At 74.5% G+C, this 19,997-nt stretch carries 6 protein-coding genes; all 6 read left to right on the top strand.

Going from position 1 to position 19,997, the window contains the following annotated elements; genetic code table 11:
• The first annotated feature begins 172 nt into the window (after nucleotides 1-172).
• Nucleotides 173-427, top strand: a complete 255-nt coding sequence (locus tag ACIRBX_RS19820) for an acyl carrier protein (RefSeq protein ID WP_402298324.1) — start codon at nucleotides 173-175, stop codon at nucleotides 425-427.
• On the top strand, nucleotides 414-1,259 hold the full coding sequence (locus tag ACIRBX_RS19815) for an alpha/beta fold hydrolase (protein ID WP_402298323.1): 846 nt from the start codon (nucleotides 414-416) through the stop codon (nucleotides 1,257-1,259). The genes ACIRBX_RS19820 and ACIRBX_RS19815 overlap by 14 nt, the downstream gene beginning before the upstream one ends.
• Before the next feature lie 222 nt (nucleotides 1,260-1,481).
• Nucleotides 1,482-8,687, top strand: coding sequence for an SDR family NAD(P)-dependent oxidoreductase (locus tag ACIRBX_RS19810; RefSeq protein WP_402298322.1), 7,206 nt, complete (start codon nucleotides 1,482-1,484; stop codon nucleotides 8,685-8,687).
• An 89-nt stretch (nucleotides 8,688-8,776) separates the two neighbouring features.
• On the top strand, nucleotides 8,777-16,294 hold the full coding sequence (locus tag ACIRBX_RS19805; protein ID WP_402298321.1) for a beta-ketoacyl synthase N-terminal-like domain-containing protein: 7,518 nt from the start codon (nucleotides 8,777-8,779) through the stop codon (nucleotides 16,292-16,294).
• Nucleotides 16,295-16,384: 90 nt separating this feature from the next.
• On the top strand, nucleotides 16,385-17,980 hold the full coding sequence (locus tag ACIRBX_RS19800; RefSeq protein WP_402298320.1) for a PfaD family polyunsaturated fatty acid/polyketide biosynthesis protein: 1,596 nt from the start codon (nucleotides 16,385-16,387) through the stop codon (nucleotides 17,978-17,980).
• The gene (locus ACIRBX_RS19795; protein ID WP_402298319.1) at nucleotides 17,977-19,983 is read left to right on the top strand and encodes an acyl-CoA dehydrogenase family protein; all 2,007 of its coding nucleotides are present in this window, start codon (nucleotides 17,977-17,979) and stop codon (nucleotides 19,981-19,983) included. The genes ACIRBX_RS19800 and ACIRBX_RS19795 overlap by 4 nt, the downstream gene beginning before the upstream one ends.
• Nucleotides 19,984-19,997 lie beyond the last annotated feature (14 nt).

Below are 19,997 nucleotides of genomic sequence, written 5' to 3'. Positions count from 1 at the left end.
CGAACTCGACGGCCCACGCTGCCACTTCCTTTCGGTGCCCCCACGCCCGAGTCCAGTCACCGCACCGAGGACCTGCCCGGGAAATCGGGCGGTCAAGCGTATCCGAAACACATCTGAGCGGCACCGGCCGTATTTCGGCCGTTGTCGAGAGGAAGGACCAACTGTGGCTCAAGTGACGGCAGTTGAAGCCCAAGACTGGCTGATCGAGAAGATCGCCCACCGGCTCGGCGCCACGCCGGACCAGGTCACCCCCGAGCAGTACTTCGACGAGCTGGACCTGGATTCCACCGAGGCGCTCATCCTGGCCGGCGAGATGGAGAGCTGGCTCGGCTTCGAGCTCGGCACCACCACGCTCTGGTACCACCCGACCATCAAGGACCTCGCGGCCCACATAGCGGAGGAGTGCAGCAGGCGTGCAGCCGCGTAGCCGGGGCCCGGTCCTGGTCCTGCCGCTGCGCCCGGCCGGACCGGGGGGCCGCACCGTCCACCTGGTGCACCCGGGGGCGCTGGCCGCCCAGGTGCACCACACCCTGGCCGAGGCCCTGCCGGAGGGCACCGGGCTGACCGTGCTGGACCTCTCGGCGGTGCCCGAGTACGGCGAGGCCGCCCTCACCGGGGGCCGGGCCGAGACCACCGTCGGGGCCCTCGCCGAGCGGCTGGTCGCGGAGCTGGGGGACGGACCGGTCTCCCTGGTGGGGTGGTCGTTCGGCGGCGTGGTGGCCCAGGCCATGGTGGAGCTGCTGCCCGCCGGACGGCGTCCGGAGCAGCTGGTGCTGCTGGACAGCATCGCGCCCACCGAGGAGTACCAGCAGCCCGACGAGGCCCTCGAACCCCCGTTGCTGCTCGGCTGGTTCGCCATGTACCTGGGGGCCAAGCGCGGCCGTCCGGTCCCGCTCGCCGACGGTGCGCTGGACGGCCTGGGGGTGGACCAGGGCCTGCCGCTGGTGCTGGACGCCGGCACCGGCAGCGGCGCCCTGCTGCCGGGCACCCCACTGCCCGGCCTGCGCAAGCTCTACGACACCTACGTGGACGGCCTGTTGCGCAACAACCGGCTCACCGCCCCGCACCGGCCGGTGCCCTCCAGCGTCCCGCTGGTGCTGGTCAAGGCCGAGCGGAGCCTGATCCCGGGGGACCCCACCCTCGGCTGGCAGCCGCTCGCCCCGCGCGGCCTCGGCCTGGCGGTGGCCCCCGGCGACCACTACACCATGCTCACCCGACCGGACGCGGCCCGCGCCGTGGCCCGCCTGCTCGACCGCTGAGCGCCCGCCGCCCCGGCCCGCACCCAGCCCGCCGCCCCGGCCCGCACCGAGCCGGACGTCCCGGCCCGCACCCAGCCGGGCGCTCAGCCCCGTACTCAGCCCGGCGCTGAGCCGTCCGCCGCTCCGCTCCGCGCACCAGACCGCGCAACCGCCTTGCCCCCGCCCAGAGTTGGGCCCGGGGCCGGGCGGCGTACCCGGCCATCCGACCAAGAGAGCCCCGCCGTGAACCCTTCGCAGCCAGCGCACTCCCCGAAGAACGAACCCTTCGAAGCCCGCAGACCGAGCGACCGCGAGCTCGACCGCCGGCTCGCCAACGACCCGATCGCCATCGTCGGGATGTCCGCCCTGTACCCCAAGTCCCGTGACCTGCGGGAGTTCTGGTCCAACGTGGTGGCGGCGGCCGACTGCATCACCGAGGTGCCGGCCGACCACTGGGACCTGGACGAGCACTACGACCCGGACCCGAGCGCCCCCGACAAGACCTACTCCCGGCACGGCGGCTTCATCCCGACCGTGGACTTCAACCCGCTGGAGTTCGGCCTGCCGCCGAACACCCTGGAGGTCACCGACGTCCTCCAGTTGCTGAGCCTGATGGTCGCCCGCGACCTGCTCAAGCACGCCGGGGCGGAGGGCTCCTGGTACGACCCCTCGCGCACCGGCGTGGTGCTCGGGGTCACCGGGGCCAACCAGCTGACCCAGCCGCTCTCGGCCCGCCTGCAGACCCCGGTCATCAAGGAGGTGGCCCGCAGCGTCGGGCTCTCCGAGCGGGACGCCGAGGAGATCGCGGAGAAGTTCAAGCTGGCCTTCGCGCCCTGGGAGGAGAACTCCTTCCCCGGCATGCTGGGCAACGTGGTGGCCGGCCGGGTGGCGAACCGGCTGGACCTCGGCGGCATCAACATGACCATCGACGCGGCCTGCGCCTCCTCGCTCGGCGCGGTCAAGTCGGCGATCAGCGAGCTGATCGAGGGCCGCTCCGACACCATGCTGGTCGGCGGCTGCGACGCCGAGAACACCATCTTCATGTACCTCTGCTTCGCCAAGACCCCGGCCTTCTCCAAGACCGGCCGGATCCGTCCGTTCGACAAGGAGGCCGACGGCACCCTGATCGGCGAGGGCATCGGCATGCTGGCGCTGCGCCGGCTGGCCGACGCCGAGCGGGACGGCAACACCATCTACGCCGTGATCAAGGGCATCGGCGCCTCCAGCGACGGCCGCTTCAAGTCCATCTACGCGCCGCGCAAGGAGGGCCAGATGACGGCCCTGCGGCGGGCCTACCAGGACGCGGACTGCACCCCGGAGAGCATCGAGCTGTTCGAGGCGCACGGCACCGGCACCGCCGTCGGCGACGCCACCGAGCTGTCCGCGCTGGCGGCCGTGGTGGCCGAGTCCACCGAGGCCCGGCAGTTCGCCGCGGTCGGCAGCGTCAAGTCCCAGATCGGGCACACCAAGGCGGCGGCCGGCGCGGCCGGTCTGATCAAGCTCTCGATGGCCCTGCACCACAAGCTGCTGCCGCCCACCATCAACGTGGACGAGCCCAACCCGGCCATCGACTTCGCGAGCAGCCCGTTCTACGTCAACACCGAGACCCGGCCGTGGATCCGCGACCCGGAGCGCGAGCGCCGCCGGGCGGCGATCTCCTCCTTCGGCTTCGGCGGCACCAACTTCCACGTGGTGCTGGAGGAGTACGGCGACGGGGACGACCTGAAGGTGCTCTTCCCGGTCGCGAAGGTGCACCACTGGCACGCCCCGACGGCGGCCGAGCTGGTGGGCGCGCTGGACGGCCCGGAGGCGGCGGGGGTGGCTCCGGCCGGGCACGCCCGGATCGCCCTGGTGGCCCGGACCGCCGAGGAGCTGGCCGAGCTGCGCGCGCTGGCCGCCGCCGAGCTGGCCGGGAAGCCGGGGGCGACCGAGTGGGCGCACCCCAAGGGTGTCTACTTCCGGTCCGCCGCAGGCGAGCCGGGCAAGGTGGGTGCGCTCTTCGCGGGCCAGGGCAGCCAGTACGTCAACCCGGGGCACAAGGCCGTGCTCGCCGTCCCGCCGCTGCGGGCCGCCTTCGACGCGGCCAACCGCCGCTTCGCCGGGGCCGAGCCGCTCTCCCGGGTGGCCTTCCCGCCGCCCGCCTTCGACCCGGCGAGCCGGGCCGGGCAGGAGGAGTCGCTGCGCCGCACCGAGTACGCGCAGCCCGCGATCGGCGCGCTGGCGGCGGGTCAGTTCCGCTACCTGAGCGACCTCGGCTTCGCCGCCGAGGGCCACCTCGGCCACAGCTTCGGCGAGTTGACCGCCCTCTGGGCGGCCGGCGCGCTGGACGACGAGGCCTTCTTCGGCCTGGCCCGGGCCCGGGGCGCGGCGATGGCGCCGCCCGCCGAGGTGGGCTTCGACCCCGGTGCGATGGCCGCGCTCAGCGCGGACGACCGGCAGGTCGCCGAACTGCTCGCCGCGCGCGACGGCTTGGTGGTCTGCAACCGCAACGCGGCCGACCAGATCGTGGTCGGCGGCGGCACGGCGGAGATCGAGGCGCTGGTCGAGGCGGCCAAGGCCGCCGGGCTGCGGGCCAGCCGGCTGCCGGTCTCGGCCGCCTTCCACACCCCCTACGTCGCCCACGCGGTGGAGGCGTTCCGGGCGAGCGTGGAGCAGGTCGAGGTGCGCGAGCCGCGCGGCCCGGTCTACGCCAACACCCCCGGTGCGGTCTACGGCGCCGACGTCGCGGCCAACCGGGCCGTGCTGGCCCAGCAGTTGGTCAACCCGGTGCACTTCGCCGACCGGGTCGAGGAGATGTACGCGGCGGGCTTCCGGACCTTCGTGGAGTTCGGCCCGAAGGGCGTGCTGACCCAGCTGGTGCGCCGCATCCTCGGCGAACGCCCCTACCAGGCAGTCCAGTTGGACTCCGGTCCGGGCGGCGACGCGGACCTCGCGCTGAAGCGGGGAGTGGCGCAGCTGCTGGTGCTCGGCCTGCCGCTCACCTCGGCCGACCCGTACGTGGCGGCGGAGGAGCCGGTGGACACCGGCAAGAAGGGCATGACGGTGCCGCTCAACGGCATCAACCACGTGTCGGCGCAGCGGAAGGCCGCGTACCAGGAGGCGCTGAACAACGGCTACCGGGTCTCGACCGCCCCGGCCGTTCCGGCTGTGGCCGCCCCCGTCGCCGCCCCCGCTCCGGTGGCCGTCCAGGCTCCGGCGCCCGTGGTGGCCCCGGCCCCGGCCCCGGCCCCGGCCGCGGCCCCGCTCCCGGCGCCCGTGGCGCCCGCACCCGTCGCGGCGGCCGTGCCGCCGTCCCCGCCGGTCATACCCCCGGTGGTCCCCGTACCTGCCCAGGAGGCAGCACCCGTGGCGCACGAACGCCGGTCCGACCGGCTGTCCGAGCTGATCAGCGATCACCTCGCCCTGCACGACGACTACATGAACGGTCAGATGCAGAGCGCCGAGCGGCTGGCCGGTCTGCTGGAGAACGCGGCCGACCAGGGTCGGCTGACCGAGGTGCTCGGCGGCGTGACCGCCGTCAAGGAGCACGGTCTCGCCATCGGCCGCACCCACCTGCGGGCCAACGAGATCCTCCGCGACCTCGCCGCGCTGGAGCTCGGCGGTTCCCCGGCGTCCACCCCTGTGGCTCCGGTGCCCGCCGCCTTCGTCGCCCCGTCGGCCCCGGTCGTCCTGCCGGCCGCAGTCCCGGCCCCGGCCCCGGTGGCGCAGATCCCCGCTCCGGCGGCGCCGGTCGCGGCCCTGCCCCCGGCCCCGGTCGCCGCTCCTGCCCCGGTCGCCGCTCCGGCGCCCGTCGTCCCGGCGCCGGTCGTCGCCGCGCCCGTGGCCCCGGCACCCGTCGCGGTGCCCACCGCTGACGTCGCGTCGGCCCTGCTGGCGGTGGTGTCGGCCAAGACCGGCTACCCGATCGACATGCTGGACCTGGGCATGGACGTGGAGGCGGACCTCGGCATCGACTCGATCAAGCGGGTCGAGATCCTGGGTGTGCTGTCGGAGCAGTTCCCGAGCGACACCCACGTGGGCCCGGAGCAGCTCGGTGAGCTGCGCACCCTGGGCCAGATCGTGGACTTCATGAGCGCGGCGGCTCCCGCCGGTGCCCCCGCTGCCGCCTCCGCTCCCGTCCAGGCCGCTCCGGCCGCTGCCGCCCCGTCGGCGGACATCGCGGGTGCGCTGCTGGCGGTGGTGTCGGCGAAGACCGGCTATCCGGTGGAGATGCTGGACCTGGGGATGGATGTCGAGGCGGATCTGGGGATCGACTCGATCAAGCGGGTCGAGATCCTGGGTGTGCTGTCGGAGCAGTTCCCGAGTGACACCCACATGGGGCCGGAGCAGCTCGGTGAGCTGCGCACCCTGGGTCAGATCGTGGAGTTCATGAGCGCCGCCGTCCCGGCCGCACCGGTGGCCGTGGCCGCTCCGGCCGCCGGTCCGAGCGCCGCCGACGTCGCGGGTGCGCTGCTCGCCGTCGTCTCCGCCAAGACGGGCTACCCGGTGGAGATGCTGGACCTGGGCATGGACGTGGAGGCGGATCTGGGGATCGACTCGATCAAGCGGGTCGAGATCCTGGGTGTGCTGTCGGAGCAGTTCCCGAGTGACACGCACATGGGGCCGGAGCAGCTCGGTGAGCTGCGCACGCTCGGTCAGATCGTGGAGTTCATGGCCGGCGCCGTCGCACCGGCTGCGGCTCCCGTGGCCGTCACCCCGGTCGTCGCCCCGGCTGCCGGTCCGAGCGCCGAGGACGTCTCGGCCGCCCTGCTCACCGTGGTCGCGGCCAAGACGGGCTATCCGGTGGAGATGCTGGACCTGGGGATGGATGTCGAGGCGGATCTGGGGATCGACTCGATCAAGCGGGTCGAGATCCTGGGTGTGCTGTCGGAGCAGTTCCCGAGTGACACGCACATGGGGCCGGAGCAGCTCGGTGAGCTGCGTACCCTGGGCCAGATCGTGGAGTTCATGGCCGGCGCCGTCGCGCCGCAGGCCCCCGCTCCCGTCGCGGTGGAGGCTCCGGCCCCCGCCGCCCCGGTCGCGAGCCCGGCCCCGGCCGCCGACGTGCTGCCCGGTCGGCTCGGCCGCACGCACGCCACGCTGACCGAACTGCCGCTCCCCGACCGCCTGGTGGGCGCCTACCCGGTCGGCTCCGGCGCGCTGCTGGTGGACGACGGCGGCGAGCTGACCCCGGTGCTGGCCGAGCGGTTGGCCGCCGACGGCTGGCAGGTCCAGGTGCTCCGGCTGCCCGGGGTCACCCGGCAGCTCGCGGGCGTCCGCGACCTGGCGCTGAGCGGCTGGGGTGTCAACGAACTGGCCGACCGGATCGAGGAGTTGACCCAGGTCCGACTGGCCGTCAACCTGGCGGTCCGGCGGGACGGCGACTGGGCGGACGGCGTGCGCCGGCTGTCCCACGCGCTGCTCACCGCCAAGCACCTGGTCGAGCCGCTGACCCGGGCGGCCGGCACCGGCCGGGCCTGCTTCGCCACCGTGACCCGGCTCGACGGCGGCTTCGGCCTCGCGGGCGTGGACGAGGCGCTGGCCCCGTCCGGTGGCTACGGCGGCCTGGTGAAGACCCTTGCGGTCGAGGCCCCGGAGCTGTTCTGCCGGGCCGTCGACCTGGCGCCGGGCCTGTCCGCCGCCGCCGCCGTCGAGCTGCTGCTGGACGAGCTGCTGGACGCCGCCGCCGAGCCGGTGCAGGTCGGCCACGACGGCACCCGCCGGGTGACCCTCGGTCTGCTGACCACCGATCAGCTGCCGACCGACGCCGAGCCGGTGGCCTCGCCGACCGCCGACGACCTGATCGTGGTCACCGGCGGAGCCCGGGGCATCACGGCGCGCTGCGTGGTCGACCTGGCCGCCGCGCACCAGCCGGGCTTCCTGCTGCTGGGCCGGACCGCCCTCGTCGGTGAGCCGGCCTGGGCCCAGGGCCTCACCGGGGACGCCGAGTTGAAGGCCGCCGCGGTCGCCCAGCTGCGCACGGCGGGGGAGAAGCCGACCCCGAAGCGGGTGGAGCAGCTGTACCAGGCCGTGGTGGGCGAGCGGGAGATCCGCCGCACGCTGGCCGAGGTGCAGGCGGCCGGCGGGACGGCGGAGTACCTCGCGGTGGACATCACCGACGCCGCCGCCACCGCCAAGGCGCTGGCCCCGTACGCCGCCAAGGTGACCGGGCTGGTGCACGGCGCGGGTGTGCTGGCGGACCAGCTGATCAGTGCCAAGAAGGCCAGCGAGATCGAGCGGGTCTTCGCGCCCAAGCTGACCGGGCTGCGCTCGGTGCTGGACGCGCTGCCCGCCGACGGGCTGAAGCACGTGGTGCTGTTCACCTCGGTGGCCGGCTTCTTCGGCAACCGGGGCCAGTCCGACTACGCGATGGCCAACGAGGCGCTGAACGCCTGGGCGGCCGGCTGGAAGCGCAAGCACCCGCAGGCCCGGGTTTCGGCCCTCAACTGGGGTGCCTGGGACAGCGGGATGGTCTCGCCGCAGATCAAGGCGGTGTTCCGGGAGCGCGGCATCACGCTGATCCCGGAGGAGGTCGGCACGGCCCTGTTCACCGGCCAGTTCGCGCCGGAGCGCGGGCAGGACGTGGTGACGGTGCTCGGCCCGACGACGCCGCTCTCGGTCCGCGAGCAGTCGGTGCCGGAGGCGACGGTGCTGGAGCGCCGCCTGGACGTGCTGGCCGGCGACCCGATCGTGGCCGACCACGTGATCGGCGGGGTGCCGGTGCTGCCGGCCGCCGTCGCGCTCGGCTGGGCCGTCGGCGCGGTGGAGCGGCTCAGCGGGGGGACGGTCCGTCAGGTCCGGGACTTCGCGGTGCACAAGGGCGTCACCTTCGACGGCAGCGTGCCCGCCGGCTTCCAGCTGGCCGCCTCGCCGGCCGGGGACGGTGCCACCACCGAGGTGGTGATCCGCTCGGTGGCCGAGGGCGGCGCGGTCCGGCCGCACTACGCGGCCGGTGTGGTGCTCGGTGCCGACCCGGCGGGCGAGGTGAACCGGCCGAGCATGGCCGGGCTGCCCGCCCTGGGCGGCGGCCGGGAGGCCGGCGGCTTCTACGCCGACGGCACGCTCTTCCACGGCGAGGCCCTGCGCGGTCTGCGCCGGGTGCTGGCGGAGGACGAGAGCCGGCTGGTGCTGGAGGCGGAGCTCTCCGAACTCCGGCCCGGGAACGGTGCGTTCGCCGGTTCGCTGTACGGCCCCGGCACCGCCGACCTGCTGCTCCAGGCCGCCCTGGTCTGGATGCGCCTCTACCGCTCGACCGTCAGCCTGCCGCTCTCGGTGGCCCGGGCGGAGCTGTACCAGGCCCTGCCGGACGGCGAGCCCTTCCTGATCGTGGTCGAGCCGGTCTCCGCCAACGGGACCAGCGCGTCCCTGACGGTGACCGCCTGCGCCCCCGGTGGCCGGGTGCTGGCCCGCTTCGGCGGGATCAGCCTGGTCTCCACCCCGCAGCTGGCCGCCAAGTTCGCCGCCAACTGACGTACCCGGTACCTGGACCCGGCCGACCGCCCCGCGTGGGCGGTCGGCCGGACCCTCAGGTCTCAGCTCCGGAAAGGACCGCAGCTTCCATGAGCAAGTACGCCATTGTCGGCCTCTCCTGCCTCTTCCCCGGCGCGGCGACGCCCGCCGAGTTCTGGCAGAACCTGAGCGCGGGCGTGGACAGCCGCCGGGAGGGCGGTGCGGAGGTGTTCGGCCCGGCGGCCGACCCCCGCGACGAGGACCCGGCCCACCGCATCTACTGCAGCCGGGGCGGCTTCGTCTCCGGTTTCGACTTCGACCCCACCGGCTACCTGCTGGACGCCGACCGGTTGGCCGGTCTGGACCGGGTCTTCCACTGGACCCTGCACGTGGCCCGCGAGGCGCTGCGTGACAGTGGGGCCGCCGACCGGCCCGAGGTGCTGGCCCGGACCGGCCTGATCATGGGCAACTACTCGTTCCCGACGCCCGGTTCGGCCCGGATCAGCCTGCCGCTGGTGGACCGTGCGGTGCTGGCCGGTCTGCGGGAGGCGGGCCTGCCCGGCCTCACGCTGCCCGAGCCGGCCGCCGCCGAGCCCGCCGACGCCCGGGTCAGCGGCGCCCCGGCCCGGGTGGCCGGGACGGCCCTCGGCCTCGGCGGCCCGCGCTTCGCGCTGGACGCCGCCTGCTCCTCCGCGCTCTACGCGCTGAAGCTGGCCTGCGACCAACTCGCAGCCGGGCAGGCCGATCTGGTGCTGGCGGGCGGCGTCTGCGCCCCCGACCCGACCCTGATCCACCTCTCCTTCTCCGATCTGCACGCCTACCCGGAGAACGGCTTCAGCCAGCCCTTCGACGCCGCCTCGGCCGGCATCCTGACCGGCCAGGGGGCCGGCATGGTGGCGGTCAAGCGGCTCGCCGACGCCCAGCGCGACGGCGACCGGATCCACGCCGTGATCGACGGCATCGGGCTCACCAACGACGGCGCGGGCCGTCACCTGCTGCTGCCCAACGCGGCCGGGCAGCACAGCAGTTACCGGCACGCCTACGCCGAGGCCGGGGTCGAGCCGACCGCGATCGACTACCTGGAGTGCCACGCCACCGGCACCCCGGCCGGTGACTCCACCGAGGCCGAGTCGGTGGCCCGCTGGTTCGGCGGCCACGGCCGGGTGCCGCTGCTCGGCTCGGTCAAGGGCAACATCGGGCACCTGCTCACGGTGGCCGGGCTGAGCAGTCTGCTCAAGGTCATCCTGGCCATGCAGCACGGCGAACTCCCGCCCACCATCGGGGTCCAGGCCCCGGTGGACGCCACCATCGGCGCCGCCCTGGTGCGCGAGCGGACGGCCTGGCCCGAGCACGAGGGCCCGCGCCGGGCGGCGGTCTCCGCGTTCGGCTTCGGCGGTACCAACGCCCATGTGGTGCTGTCCGGTTCGGCCGACCAGGAGGCGCCGGCGGAGGCCGTCGAGGCGCCCGCGCTGGACATCGTCGGCCTCGGTGCGCACTTCGGCACCCTGGAGACGGTGACCGCGTTCGAGCGGGCCCTGCACGAGGGCACCGACGCCTTCCGCCCGCTGCCCGAACTGCGCTGGCGCGGCATGGAGTCCGGCTCGGTGCCGGAGGGCGGCTTCGTCGACCAGGTCGCCATCGACCCGGTGGACTACCGCATCCCGCCCGCCGACCTGCGCAACTACAACCTCCAGCACGCCCTGATGGCCAAGGTGGCCGACGAGGCACTGGCCGACGCGGGCTTCGCCCGCACCCCGGCCGAGGGCCAGTCGGTCCCCGCCCCGCGCCGGGTGGCGGTGGTGGTGGCGATGGAGATCGAGCCCAGCGCCCACCTGCACCTGGCCCGGCACGGCCTGGCCGGCCGGCTGCGCGAGGCGTACGCGGCGGCCGGGCTGGAGCTGACGGACCGGCAGGCCGAGCAGCTGGCCGAGGCGGCCCGGGACGGCGTGCACCAGCCGATCGTGGCGAACGAGGTGCTCAGCTACATCGGCAACATCATGGCCAGCCGGATCTCCGCCCTGTGGAACCTGACCGGCCCGTCCTTCACCATCTCCTCCGACGGTGCGGGCACCGCCGAGGCACTGGACATCGCCCGGCTGCTGCTGCTCGACCCGGAGATCGAGGCGGTGCTGGTCGGCGCCGTCGACCTGGCCGGCTCGCCGGAGTCGCTGCTGCTGCGCGGCGACGCCCCGGTGGCCGGAGCCGGCCTCAGCTTCGGTGCGGGCAGCGAGGGTTGGCGGATCGGCGAGGGCGCCGGGGCCGTGGTGGTCACCCGGCCCGGCAGCGACCGGCCGGTCTACGCCCGGCTGGACTCCGCCGTGGTGCGGCACGCCGTCCCGGTCGCCGGGGCGCTGCCGGAGGCCGATCCGGCGCTGTTCGCCGAGACGGCCCGGGAGGCGCTGGCGCTGGCCGGCGTCGGCCCGGCCGAGATCGGCTACCTGGAGGCGCACGCGGGCGGCACGCCGGAGCAGGACACCGCCGAGCTGACCGCACTGGCCGCCGTCTACCCGGCGGGGGCCTGCGAGCCCGCGCTCGGCAGCGGCAAGGCGCAGCTCGGCGACACCCAGGGCGCGGCCACCATGGCCGGGCTGCTGCGCGCCGTGCTGGCCCTGCACCACGGCTACCTGCCGGCGGTGCCGAACTGGCGCGGCCCGGCCGAGCGGCACGCCGAGACCTTCGCGGCGGCCGGCTTCCACCTGCCCGGCGAGTCCCGGCCGTGGCTGCGGGCCGAGCGCTCGGCCCGCCGGTACGCGGCGGTCAGCTTCCTCGGCGCCGGCGGTGCTCACGGGCACCTGGTGCTCTCCGCCGGGCAGACCCGGGGCGCGAGCGTCGAGCGGGACTGGCGGCGGGCCGGCGGCCCGGTGCTGCTGGCCCTGGGCGCGACGGACGAGGCCGGGCTGCTGGCCGAGCTGGACCGCCACCTCGACCTGCTCTCGGCCGACGCCGACCCGTACGCGCTGGCGGTGGCCGCCAGTGGGCGGCTCACCCCGGAGCTGACGGTGCGTGCGGTGCTGGTCGGCGCCGACGCGGACGCCCTGGCCGGGCAGCTCACCGCCGCCCGGCGGGACCTGCCCGGCGTGTTCGAGCGCGGCGAGGAGTGGGCCACCCCGGCCGGCAGCTACGCCACCGCGCGGCCGATCGGGCCGGACGGGAAGGTCGCGCTGGTCTACCCGGGCGCCTTCAACTCCTACCCGGGGCTGGGCCGCGACCTGTTCCGCGCCTTCCCCGGCCTGCTCACCCGCTTCGAGGCGGAGGCCGAGCAGCCGGACCGGGCGTTCCGCTCCGCGCTGCTCCACCCGCGCTCCCAGCAGCCGCTGGGCAAGCGGGAGTTGATGGGCCTGGAGGAGCAGCTGGGCGGCGACCTGCCGTTCATGCTGGCCACCGGCACCAGCTTCGCGATCCTCTACACCGACCTGGTCCGCGAGCTGCTCGGGGTCGAGGCGCACGGCGCCTTCGGCTACAGCCTGGGGGAGAGCAGCATGCTGTTCGCCACCGGCGGCTGGCAGCGGGAGGCCCGGCGGGACGACCGGATCAGCGCCACCCCGCTCTTCAAGGACCGGCTCTGCGGCCCCCGCCGGACGGTCCGCGAGCTCTGGCAACTGCCGGAGGACGCACCGGACTCGGCGGTCTGGGGCAGCCACGTGCTGCTGGCCGGCGCGGACGCCGTCCGGGCGGCGATGGCCTCCTACGACCGGGTGTACCTGACCCATGTGAACACCCCGAACGAGGTGGTGATCGCCGGGGCACCCGACCAGTGCAAGGCGCTGATCGCCGAGCTGGGCTGCCCCTCGGCCCGCTCGCCGGTCAACTCGGTGATGCACTGCCCGGTGGTGGACGGGGAGTTGGGCGGCCTCGCCGAGCTCAACGACCACCCGGTGGGCCCGGTCGGCGGGTTGAGCCTGTTCACCGCCTACGACTACGCCACGGTCGGTGACCTGGACCGGCGGACGGTGGCCGAGCGGATCGCGCACACCCTGCGCTCCACCATCGACTTCCCGAAGCTCACCCGGACCGCGTACGACCAGGGCTTCCGCTACTTCGTCGAGGTCGGGCCCAGCTCCACCTGCACCCGCTGGGTGAAGGAGTCGCTCGGCGCCGACCCGCACGTGGCGGTCTCGGTCGACCGGCGCGGGGTGCCCGCCACCAGGTCGATCGCCCAGCTGGCGGCCCGGCTGCTGGCGCACGGCGTACCGCTCGACCTGACCGCGCTGCTCGGCGAGCTGCCGGCCCCGGCGGGCAGGCGGCTGCGCTTCCCGGTCGGCGGCGGCCCGTCCATCCCGGCGGCGGTGGCCGCTGCGGCGGCGCCCGTGCTGAGCGGGGTCACGGCGCAGCCGGCCGCCTTCGCGGGCGTCGGCATCGTGGCCGGAGCGCCGCTCGCCGCGGCGGCCCGTGCGGGCGTCGGGGCGGGTGCCGGTACCTCGACCGCCCGGCCCGCAGTCTCCGCCCGGAGCCGCCTGGCCGAGGCCGCCACCGCGACGGCGCCGGGCGGTACCGCCACCCCGGTCACCTCGGTGGCCCGGGCCGCCTCGGCCACCTCGGTCGCCCCGGTGCTCTCGCCCGTGCCGACCGTCGAGACCGGTCAGGCCGGTCCGGCCGGTCCGGCCAGATCAACGGGCCTCGCCGGTGCGGCCGGTGGCGCGGCCGCATCCGCGCAGCCGTCCGCGCCCGTCGCGATCCTGCCGGGGCCGCCCGCCGTGAGCGCCGCCGCCCCGTCCGCGCAGCCCACCTCGCCGGAACGGTCGTCCGCCGCCGTCCCGCCGTCTTCCGGACCGTCCGGTCCCGTCCCCGTGAAGGGCCAGCCCCCGATGCCTGTCGATCCGTCAGTCGCCGATCCCGAGGTCATCACCTTCGACGGCGAGCCGATCTCCTTCCTGCCCTGGGCCGAGCCGGAGGCCGCCCAGCAGTCCGCGGCCGTGGCCGTGCCCGCGCACTCGTCGGCCCCGGCTCCGGCCACCGTCCCGCAGACCGGGGACAACCCGGCCGGCCAGCTGGTCCGCGAGCTGCGCGAGCAGCTGCTCGCCACCCACTCGGTGGTGATGGAGACCCAGCGGGTGCTCCAGGAGTCCACCCTGAGCCGGGCCGAGGCCCTGCTCGCCCAAGCACCGGTCACCCGGCCGGAGTTGCCGGTGCTGCCGGCGCCCGAGCCGATCGCCCTGGTGATCGAGACCACCGTCCCGCAGCCGCCCGCGCTGCCCGCCGCGGCCTCCGTGGTCGGGCCCGAGCCGCTCGCCCCCGCCAAGCCGGCCGGGGTGATCTGGGACCAGGCCGATCTGCTGGAGTTCGCCACCGGCAGCCTGGCCAAGGTGTTCGGCGCCGAGTTCGCCGAGATCGACTCCTACGGCAAGCGGGTGCGGCTGCCCGCCGAGCCCTACCACTTCGTCACCCGGGTCACCGACCTCAAGGCGGAGACCGGCGTCTACCAGCCGTCCTTCATCCGCACCGAGTACGACGTGCCCGAGGACGCCTGGTACGCGGTGGACGGCGGCGTGCCGCCGGCCGTGGCGATCGAGGCCGGTCAGTGCGACCTGCTGCTGATCAGCTACCTCGGCATCGACTTCAAGAACAAGGGCAAGCGGGTCTACCGCCTGCTGGACTCCACCCTGGTCTTCCACGGCGACCTGCCGAAGACCGGGCAGACCCTGCGCTACGACATCTCGATCAACCGGTTCGTCACCCAGGGCGAGACCACGATCTTCTTCTTCTCCTACCTCTGCTACGCCGACGGCGAGTTGATCCTCGAACTCAAGGACGCCTGCGCCGGCTTCTTCAGCCAGCAGGAGCTGGAGACCCCGCTCGGGGTGGTCATCACCGAGAAGCAGAAGGCCGAGCGGGCGGCGCTGAAGAAGACCTGGTTCAAGCCGTTGGCCGACACCGGGCACAACGACCTGACCGCCGCCGACCTGGAGCTGTTGGCCCAGGGGAAGCCCGGCGAGGTGTTCGGCCCGCACCACGCCCAGGACGAGGGGATGAACCCGGCGCTCCGGCTGCCGGACGCCCGGCTGCGGATGATCGACCAGCTGCACATCGACCGCACCGGCGGCCCGCGCGGCCTGGGCCTGCTCACCGCGAGCAAGCGACTCCAGCCCGACGCCTGGTACTTCGAGTGCCACTTCCCGGACGACCCGGTGCTGGCCGGCTCCATGGTGGCCGAGGGGGCGGTGCAGGCGCTCCAGGCGTACCTGCTCCACCAGGGCATGCACCTGGTGCTGCCGGACGCGCGCTTCCAGACCATCATCGGCCTGCAGACCGAGGTGCAGGTGCGCGGCCAGATCACCCCGCAGCACAGCGAGATCCGGTACGAGATCGAGGTGATGGAGCTGACCCTGCTCCCGCGCCCCTCGGTGATCGCCGACATCCTGGTCTACCTGGGCGACAAGCCGGTGATCCGGATGCACAACTTCGGCATCCAGATCCGCGAGAAGGACGGCGCCCCGTACCGTCCGGAGGCGGGCGGCGTGCCGGTCTTCCTCGGCCGGCGCAACCGCAGCGGCGAGCCCGCGATGATCAACGAGCTGCACCTGGCGCACGCCGCCAAGGGCGACCTGGGCACCGCGATGGGCCCGGAGTTCGACGTCTACGCGAACAGCCGGGCGCCCTACATCCCCAACGGGGACTTCCAGTTCGTCGACCGCATCATGCGGCTCGACGGCACCCGGGGGGACCTCAACCCCGGCTCGGAGATGGTCACCGAGTACGACTCCCCGGCGGACGCCTGGTACTACACCCAGAACGCCCACCCGCACATGCCGAACGCGGTCTACATGGAGACCTCGCTCCAGGCCGCCATCCTGCTCGGCTACTACCTCGGGGCGACCCTCAAGCGGCCCGAGGAGCAGTACGCGATCCGGAACCTGGACGGCAAGGCCACCCTGGTCAAGGACCTGGACCTGCGGGGCAAGACCGTCCGGCACCACTCCAAGCTGCTGATGACCAGCGCGATGTCCGGCGCGGTGCTGCAGAACTTCAGCTACGAACTCTCCGCCGACGGCGAGGTGTTCTACGTCGGCGAGTCGCTGTTCGGCTACTTCAGCGACGCCGCGCTGGCCAACCAGGTCGGGCTGGACGCGGGGCAGTACGTCGCCCCGTGGATCGAGCAGGCGAAGCCGGCGAACGTCCGGCGGATCGAACTCCCGGCGGACGCCCCGGCGTTCACCGACCCGACCGGCGGCCGGCTGCACCTGCCGGGCGAGCACTTCGCCCTGGTGGACCGGGTCGACCTGGTCGAGGGCGGCGGCAAGCACGGCGCCGGGTACCTGCACGGCCACCGCGAGGTCCGCCCCGACGAGTGGTACTTCGACTGCCACTTCCACCGCGATCCGGTGATGCCCGGCTCGCTCGGGGTGGAGGCGATCCTCCAGGGCCTGCGGCTGTTCGCCCTGGAGCAGGGCCTGGCCGAGGGGATCGAGAACCCGCGCTTCGGGCTGGCCGTGGACGTGCCGATGAGCTGGAAGTACCGGGGCCAGATCCTGCGCCACGACAAGGAGTTGAGCTTCGACGTGCACGTGAAGGAGATCCGCCGCGAGCCCGGCCGTGTGGTCGTGGTCGCCGACGCCGAGCTGTGGAAGCCCGGCCTGCGGATCTACGAGCTCACCGACGTGGCCATCGAGGTCCGCTCCGACGCCGTCTGACGGCCCACCAGTACCGGGGGCTGCCGAGCCCGGTCCTCGGCCCGGCAGCCCCCCATCCCGCCCCGCCGCGCTAGGAGACAGACCCCACCCATGGACACACTGGAGACACCACTCCGCTGGTACGGGGAGAGTTACCCCGCCACCGACTCGCCGGGCATCTACCAGGCCCTGGCCGCACTGGACCGGCCCTGCTTCATCGTCCGCACCCCCGACGGCATCGGCGCCGTCGCCGAGGGCCACCCGGCGGCCCGGGGAGCCGGAGGCGGCCTGCCGCTGCTGGCCGCCGTCCCGCCGCTGCCCGCCGACCGGCTGGGCTCGCCCGAGTTCCGCGCCGCGCACGGCGTCCGCCAGCCCTACCTGGCCGGCGCGATGGCCGGCGGGATCGCCTCCGCCGATCTGGTGATCGCGCTGGCCAAGGAGGGCTACCTGGCCTCGTTCGGCGCGGCCGGCCTGCTGCCGGAGACCATCGAGCAGGCGCTCACCCGCTTCGCCACCGAGATCCCCGGGCTGCCGTTCGCGGTCAACCTGATCCACAGCCCCAGCGAGGAGCGCCTGGAGCGCGAGGCGGTCGAGCTCTTCCTCCGCCACGGCGTGCGCTGCGTGGAGGCGTCCGCCTTCATGGCGCTCACCCCGCACGTGGTCCGCTGGCGCCTGGCCGGGCTGCGGCGCGGCCCGGACGGCCGGGTGGTGGCCGAGCACCGGCTGATCGCCAAGATCTCCCGGACCGAGACCGCCGAGCGCTTCATGCGGCCCGCCCCGGCCGCCATGGTCGGCACCCTGCTGACGCAGCGTCTGATCACCCCGGAGCAGGCCGAGCTGGCCCGCCACGTCCCGATGGCCGACGACATCACGGTGGAGGCCGACTCCGGCGGCCACACCGACCGCCGCCCGCTGCCCGCCCTGCTGCCGTCCATCCTGCGGCTGCGGGACACCGTCCAGCGCGAGCACCGCTACCCCGCCCAGATCCGGGTCGGTGCGGCCGGGGGCCTCGGCACCCCGACGGCGGTGGCCGCCGCCTTCGCGATGGGCGCCGCCTACGTGGTGACCGGCTCGGTCAACCAGTCCTGCCTGGAGTCGGGCGCCTCCAAGGCCGCCAAGGCGATGCTGGCCGAGGCCGGGATCGCCGACTGCGAGATGGCACCCGCCGCCGACATGTTCGAACTCGGCGTGGAGCTCCAGGTGTTGAAGAAGGGCACGCTCTTCCCGATGCGGGCCAAGCGGCTCTACGAGCTGTACCAGGCGTACGACGGCCTGGAGGCGCTGCCGGCCGAGGAGCGGGCCCGGCTGGAGACCCAGGTGTTCCGCCGTCCGCTGGCCGACGTCTGGGAGGAGTGCGTCGGCTACTTCCGGCGGCGCGACCCCGAGCAGCTGGCCCGGGCCGAGGGCAACCCCAAGCGGAAGATGGCGCTGGTGTTCCGCTGGTACCTGGGGATGTCCTCCCGGTGGTCGGTGGTCGGCGACCCGGACCGCACGCTGGACTACCAGGTCTGGTGCGGCCCGGCGATGGGCAGCTTCAACGACTGGGTGACGGGCAGCTACCTCAAGACCCCCGGCAACCGCCGGGTGGCCGACGTGGCCCACCACCTGATGCACGGCGCCGCCTTCCACACCCGGGTCGCGCAGCTGCGCACGGCCGGCGTCCGGATCCCCGCCACGGCGGGCGACTACCGGCCGGTGCCGCGGTGACCCCCGAGGAGCTGGACCGCGAACTCGGCGACCCGGCCGACCCGGAGAACCCGTACGGCTGGGCGGCGGCCGTCCGGCGGGACGAGGCGGGGGAGTACCCGTCGGACTTCGCCGACGTGCTGCGCAAGCACGACTTCCACCTGAACTACCTGCCGGCCTCGCTCGGCGGCACCTTCGAGAGCTTCGACCGGAGCCTCACCCTGGTCCGGACCGCCGCCCGGCGGGACCTCAACGTGATGCCCAGCACGATGTTCTCCATCACCGCCGCCACCTGCGTCCGGCTGCACGGCTCGCCCGCCCAGCAGGAGCGGGTCGCCGAGATCCTCCGCCGCGGCGGCTCGGTCGCCTTCGCCCTCTCCGAGGCCGACCACGGCAGCGACCTGCTGGCCAACGAGGCCCGCCTCACGCCTGCGGCGGGCGCCGCCGACGGCGCTGCGGCCTCGCCTGCGGCGGGCTACCCGGGGGGTGTCGTCGCTCCCGTGCACACGGCGAGTGCCGTCGCCGAAGGCGCTGCTTCCGGCGCTCCTCTCGCGGCTGATGCCCAGTCGTCTGCGGCGGGCCCGGCGGGTGGGGCCTCGGTCGCTGCTGCTTCTGCGCCGAGCGTGCAGTCGCCGGTGGCGGGCTCGGTGGGCGGGGCTTCCCCTGCTGCGCCTGTGCCCGCGCGCAGCGCCGAGCCGCCTGCGGCGGGTGCCGTTGCCGGTGGCCTCGCTTCGCCGGTACTCGGTCCTGCCGTCGGCGGCCCTCTCGCGGCTGATGCCCCGTCGTTTGCGGCGGGCCCGCCGGGCGGGGCTGCCCCGGATGCCGGGGCCGAGGCTCCGGCGGGGTGGCGGCTCGACGGGGTGAAGTGGATGGTCGGGCTCGGGCAGCGGAGCGAGGCGGCCTACGTGGTGGCCCGGACCGGGGAGCGGGGGCCCGGAGCGTTCTCAGCCGTGCTCACCGACCTGGACGGGGTGGAGCGCGGGCCCGAGGTGCCGACGGGCGGGATGCGCGGGATCGACTTCGCGCACCTGCGGTTCGACGGGCACCCGGTGGCCGAGGCCGATCTGGTGGGCCGTCAGGGGGAGGCCCTGGAGGCCGCCGTCAAGGCGCAGCAGGTGGTGCGGCTGATGAGCACCGCCGGCAGCCTCGGCTGCGCCGACACCGCCCTGCGCCTCACCCTCGACTTCGCCACCGAGCGCCGGATCGGCCGTACCCAGCTCATCGACTCCCCGTACCCCCGGCGCGAGTTGGCCATCGCCTCGGCCGCCCTGCTGGCCGCCGACGCGGTCGCGCTGGCGGCGGCCCGCGGCATCCACGTGGTGCCGGAGCAGTTCAGCGTCTGGGGCTGCGCGGCCAAGCACGTGGTGGCCGAGGCGGTGGAGGACGTGATGGCGCGCTGCGCCACCGTGCTGGCCACCCGGTCGGTGCTGCGCACCGAGGGCCCGGGCGGCGGGATCTTCCAGAAGCTCCAGCGGGACGCCGCCCTGGTGCGGGTGGTGGACACCTCCACGGTGGCCAACCTGCGCTCCTTCGCCGGCCAGCTGCCGGCGCTGACCCAGGCCCTGACCACCTTCCACGCCGACCCGAGGGCGGTCCGGGAAATCTTCGACCTCGACGCCGAGCTGCCGCCGTTCGAGCTCGGCCGGCTGGACCTGAACAGTCGGGGCCGCGACGTGGTGACGGCCAACCTGCCGGACACCGGCCCGATCCACCGGCACCTCACCGACCTCGCCGTCCAGGTCGCCACCGCCGACCCGAAGGGCAACGAACTGGTCGACCTGGCCGAGCGGTTCGCCTGGCTGCACGCCGCCGCCGCCTGCCTGCACCTGTGGGTGGTGAACCGGGAGAACGAGGTGCTCGGCCGCCCGGACTGGCTCACGGCGGTGCTGGCCTACCTGCTCTCGCGCGCCGAGGGCACCCCCGTCCGCCGCCGCGAGGCCGAGCTGGTGCCTGCCCTCGCCACCGTCCGGGACCTGCACGGGCGCCACCGGATGTTCTCCGCCGCCCCCGTCCGACTCACCTGACCCTCCCGCCGATC

The sequence above is a fragment of the Kitasatospora sp. NPDC096147 genome, from assembly GCF_044763225.1.
Taxonomy (GTDB): domain Bacteria; phylum Actinomycetota; class Actinomycetes; order Streptomycetales; family Streptomycetaceae; genus Kitasatospora.
The sequence above is the reverse complement of the archived record's forward strand: the minus strand, read 5'-3'. Positions and strand labels throughout refer to the sequence as shown.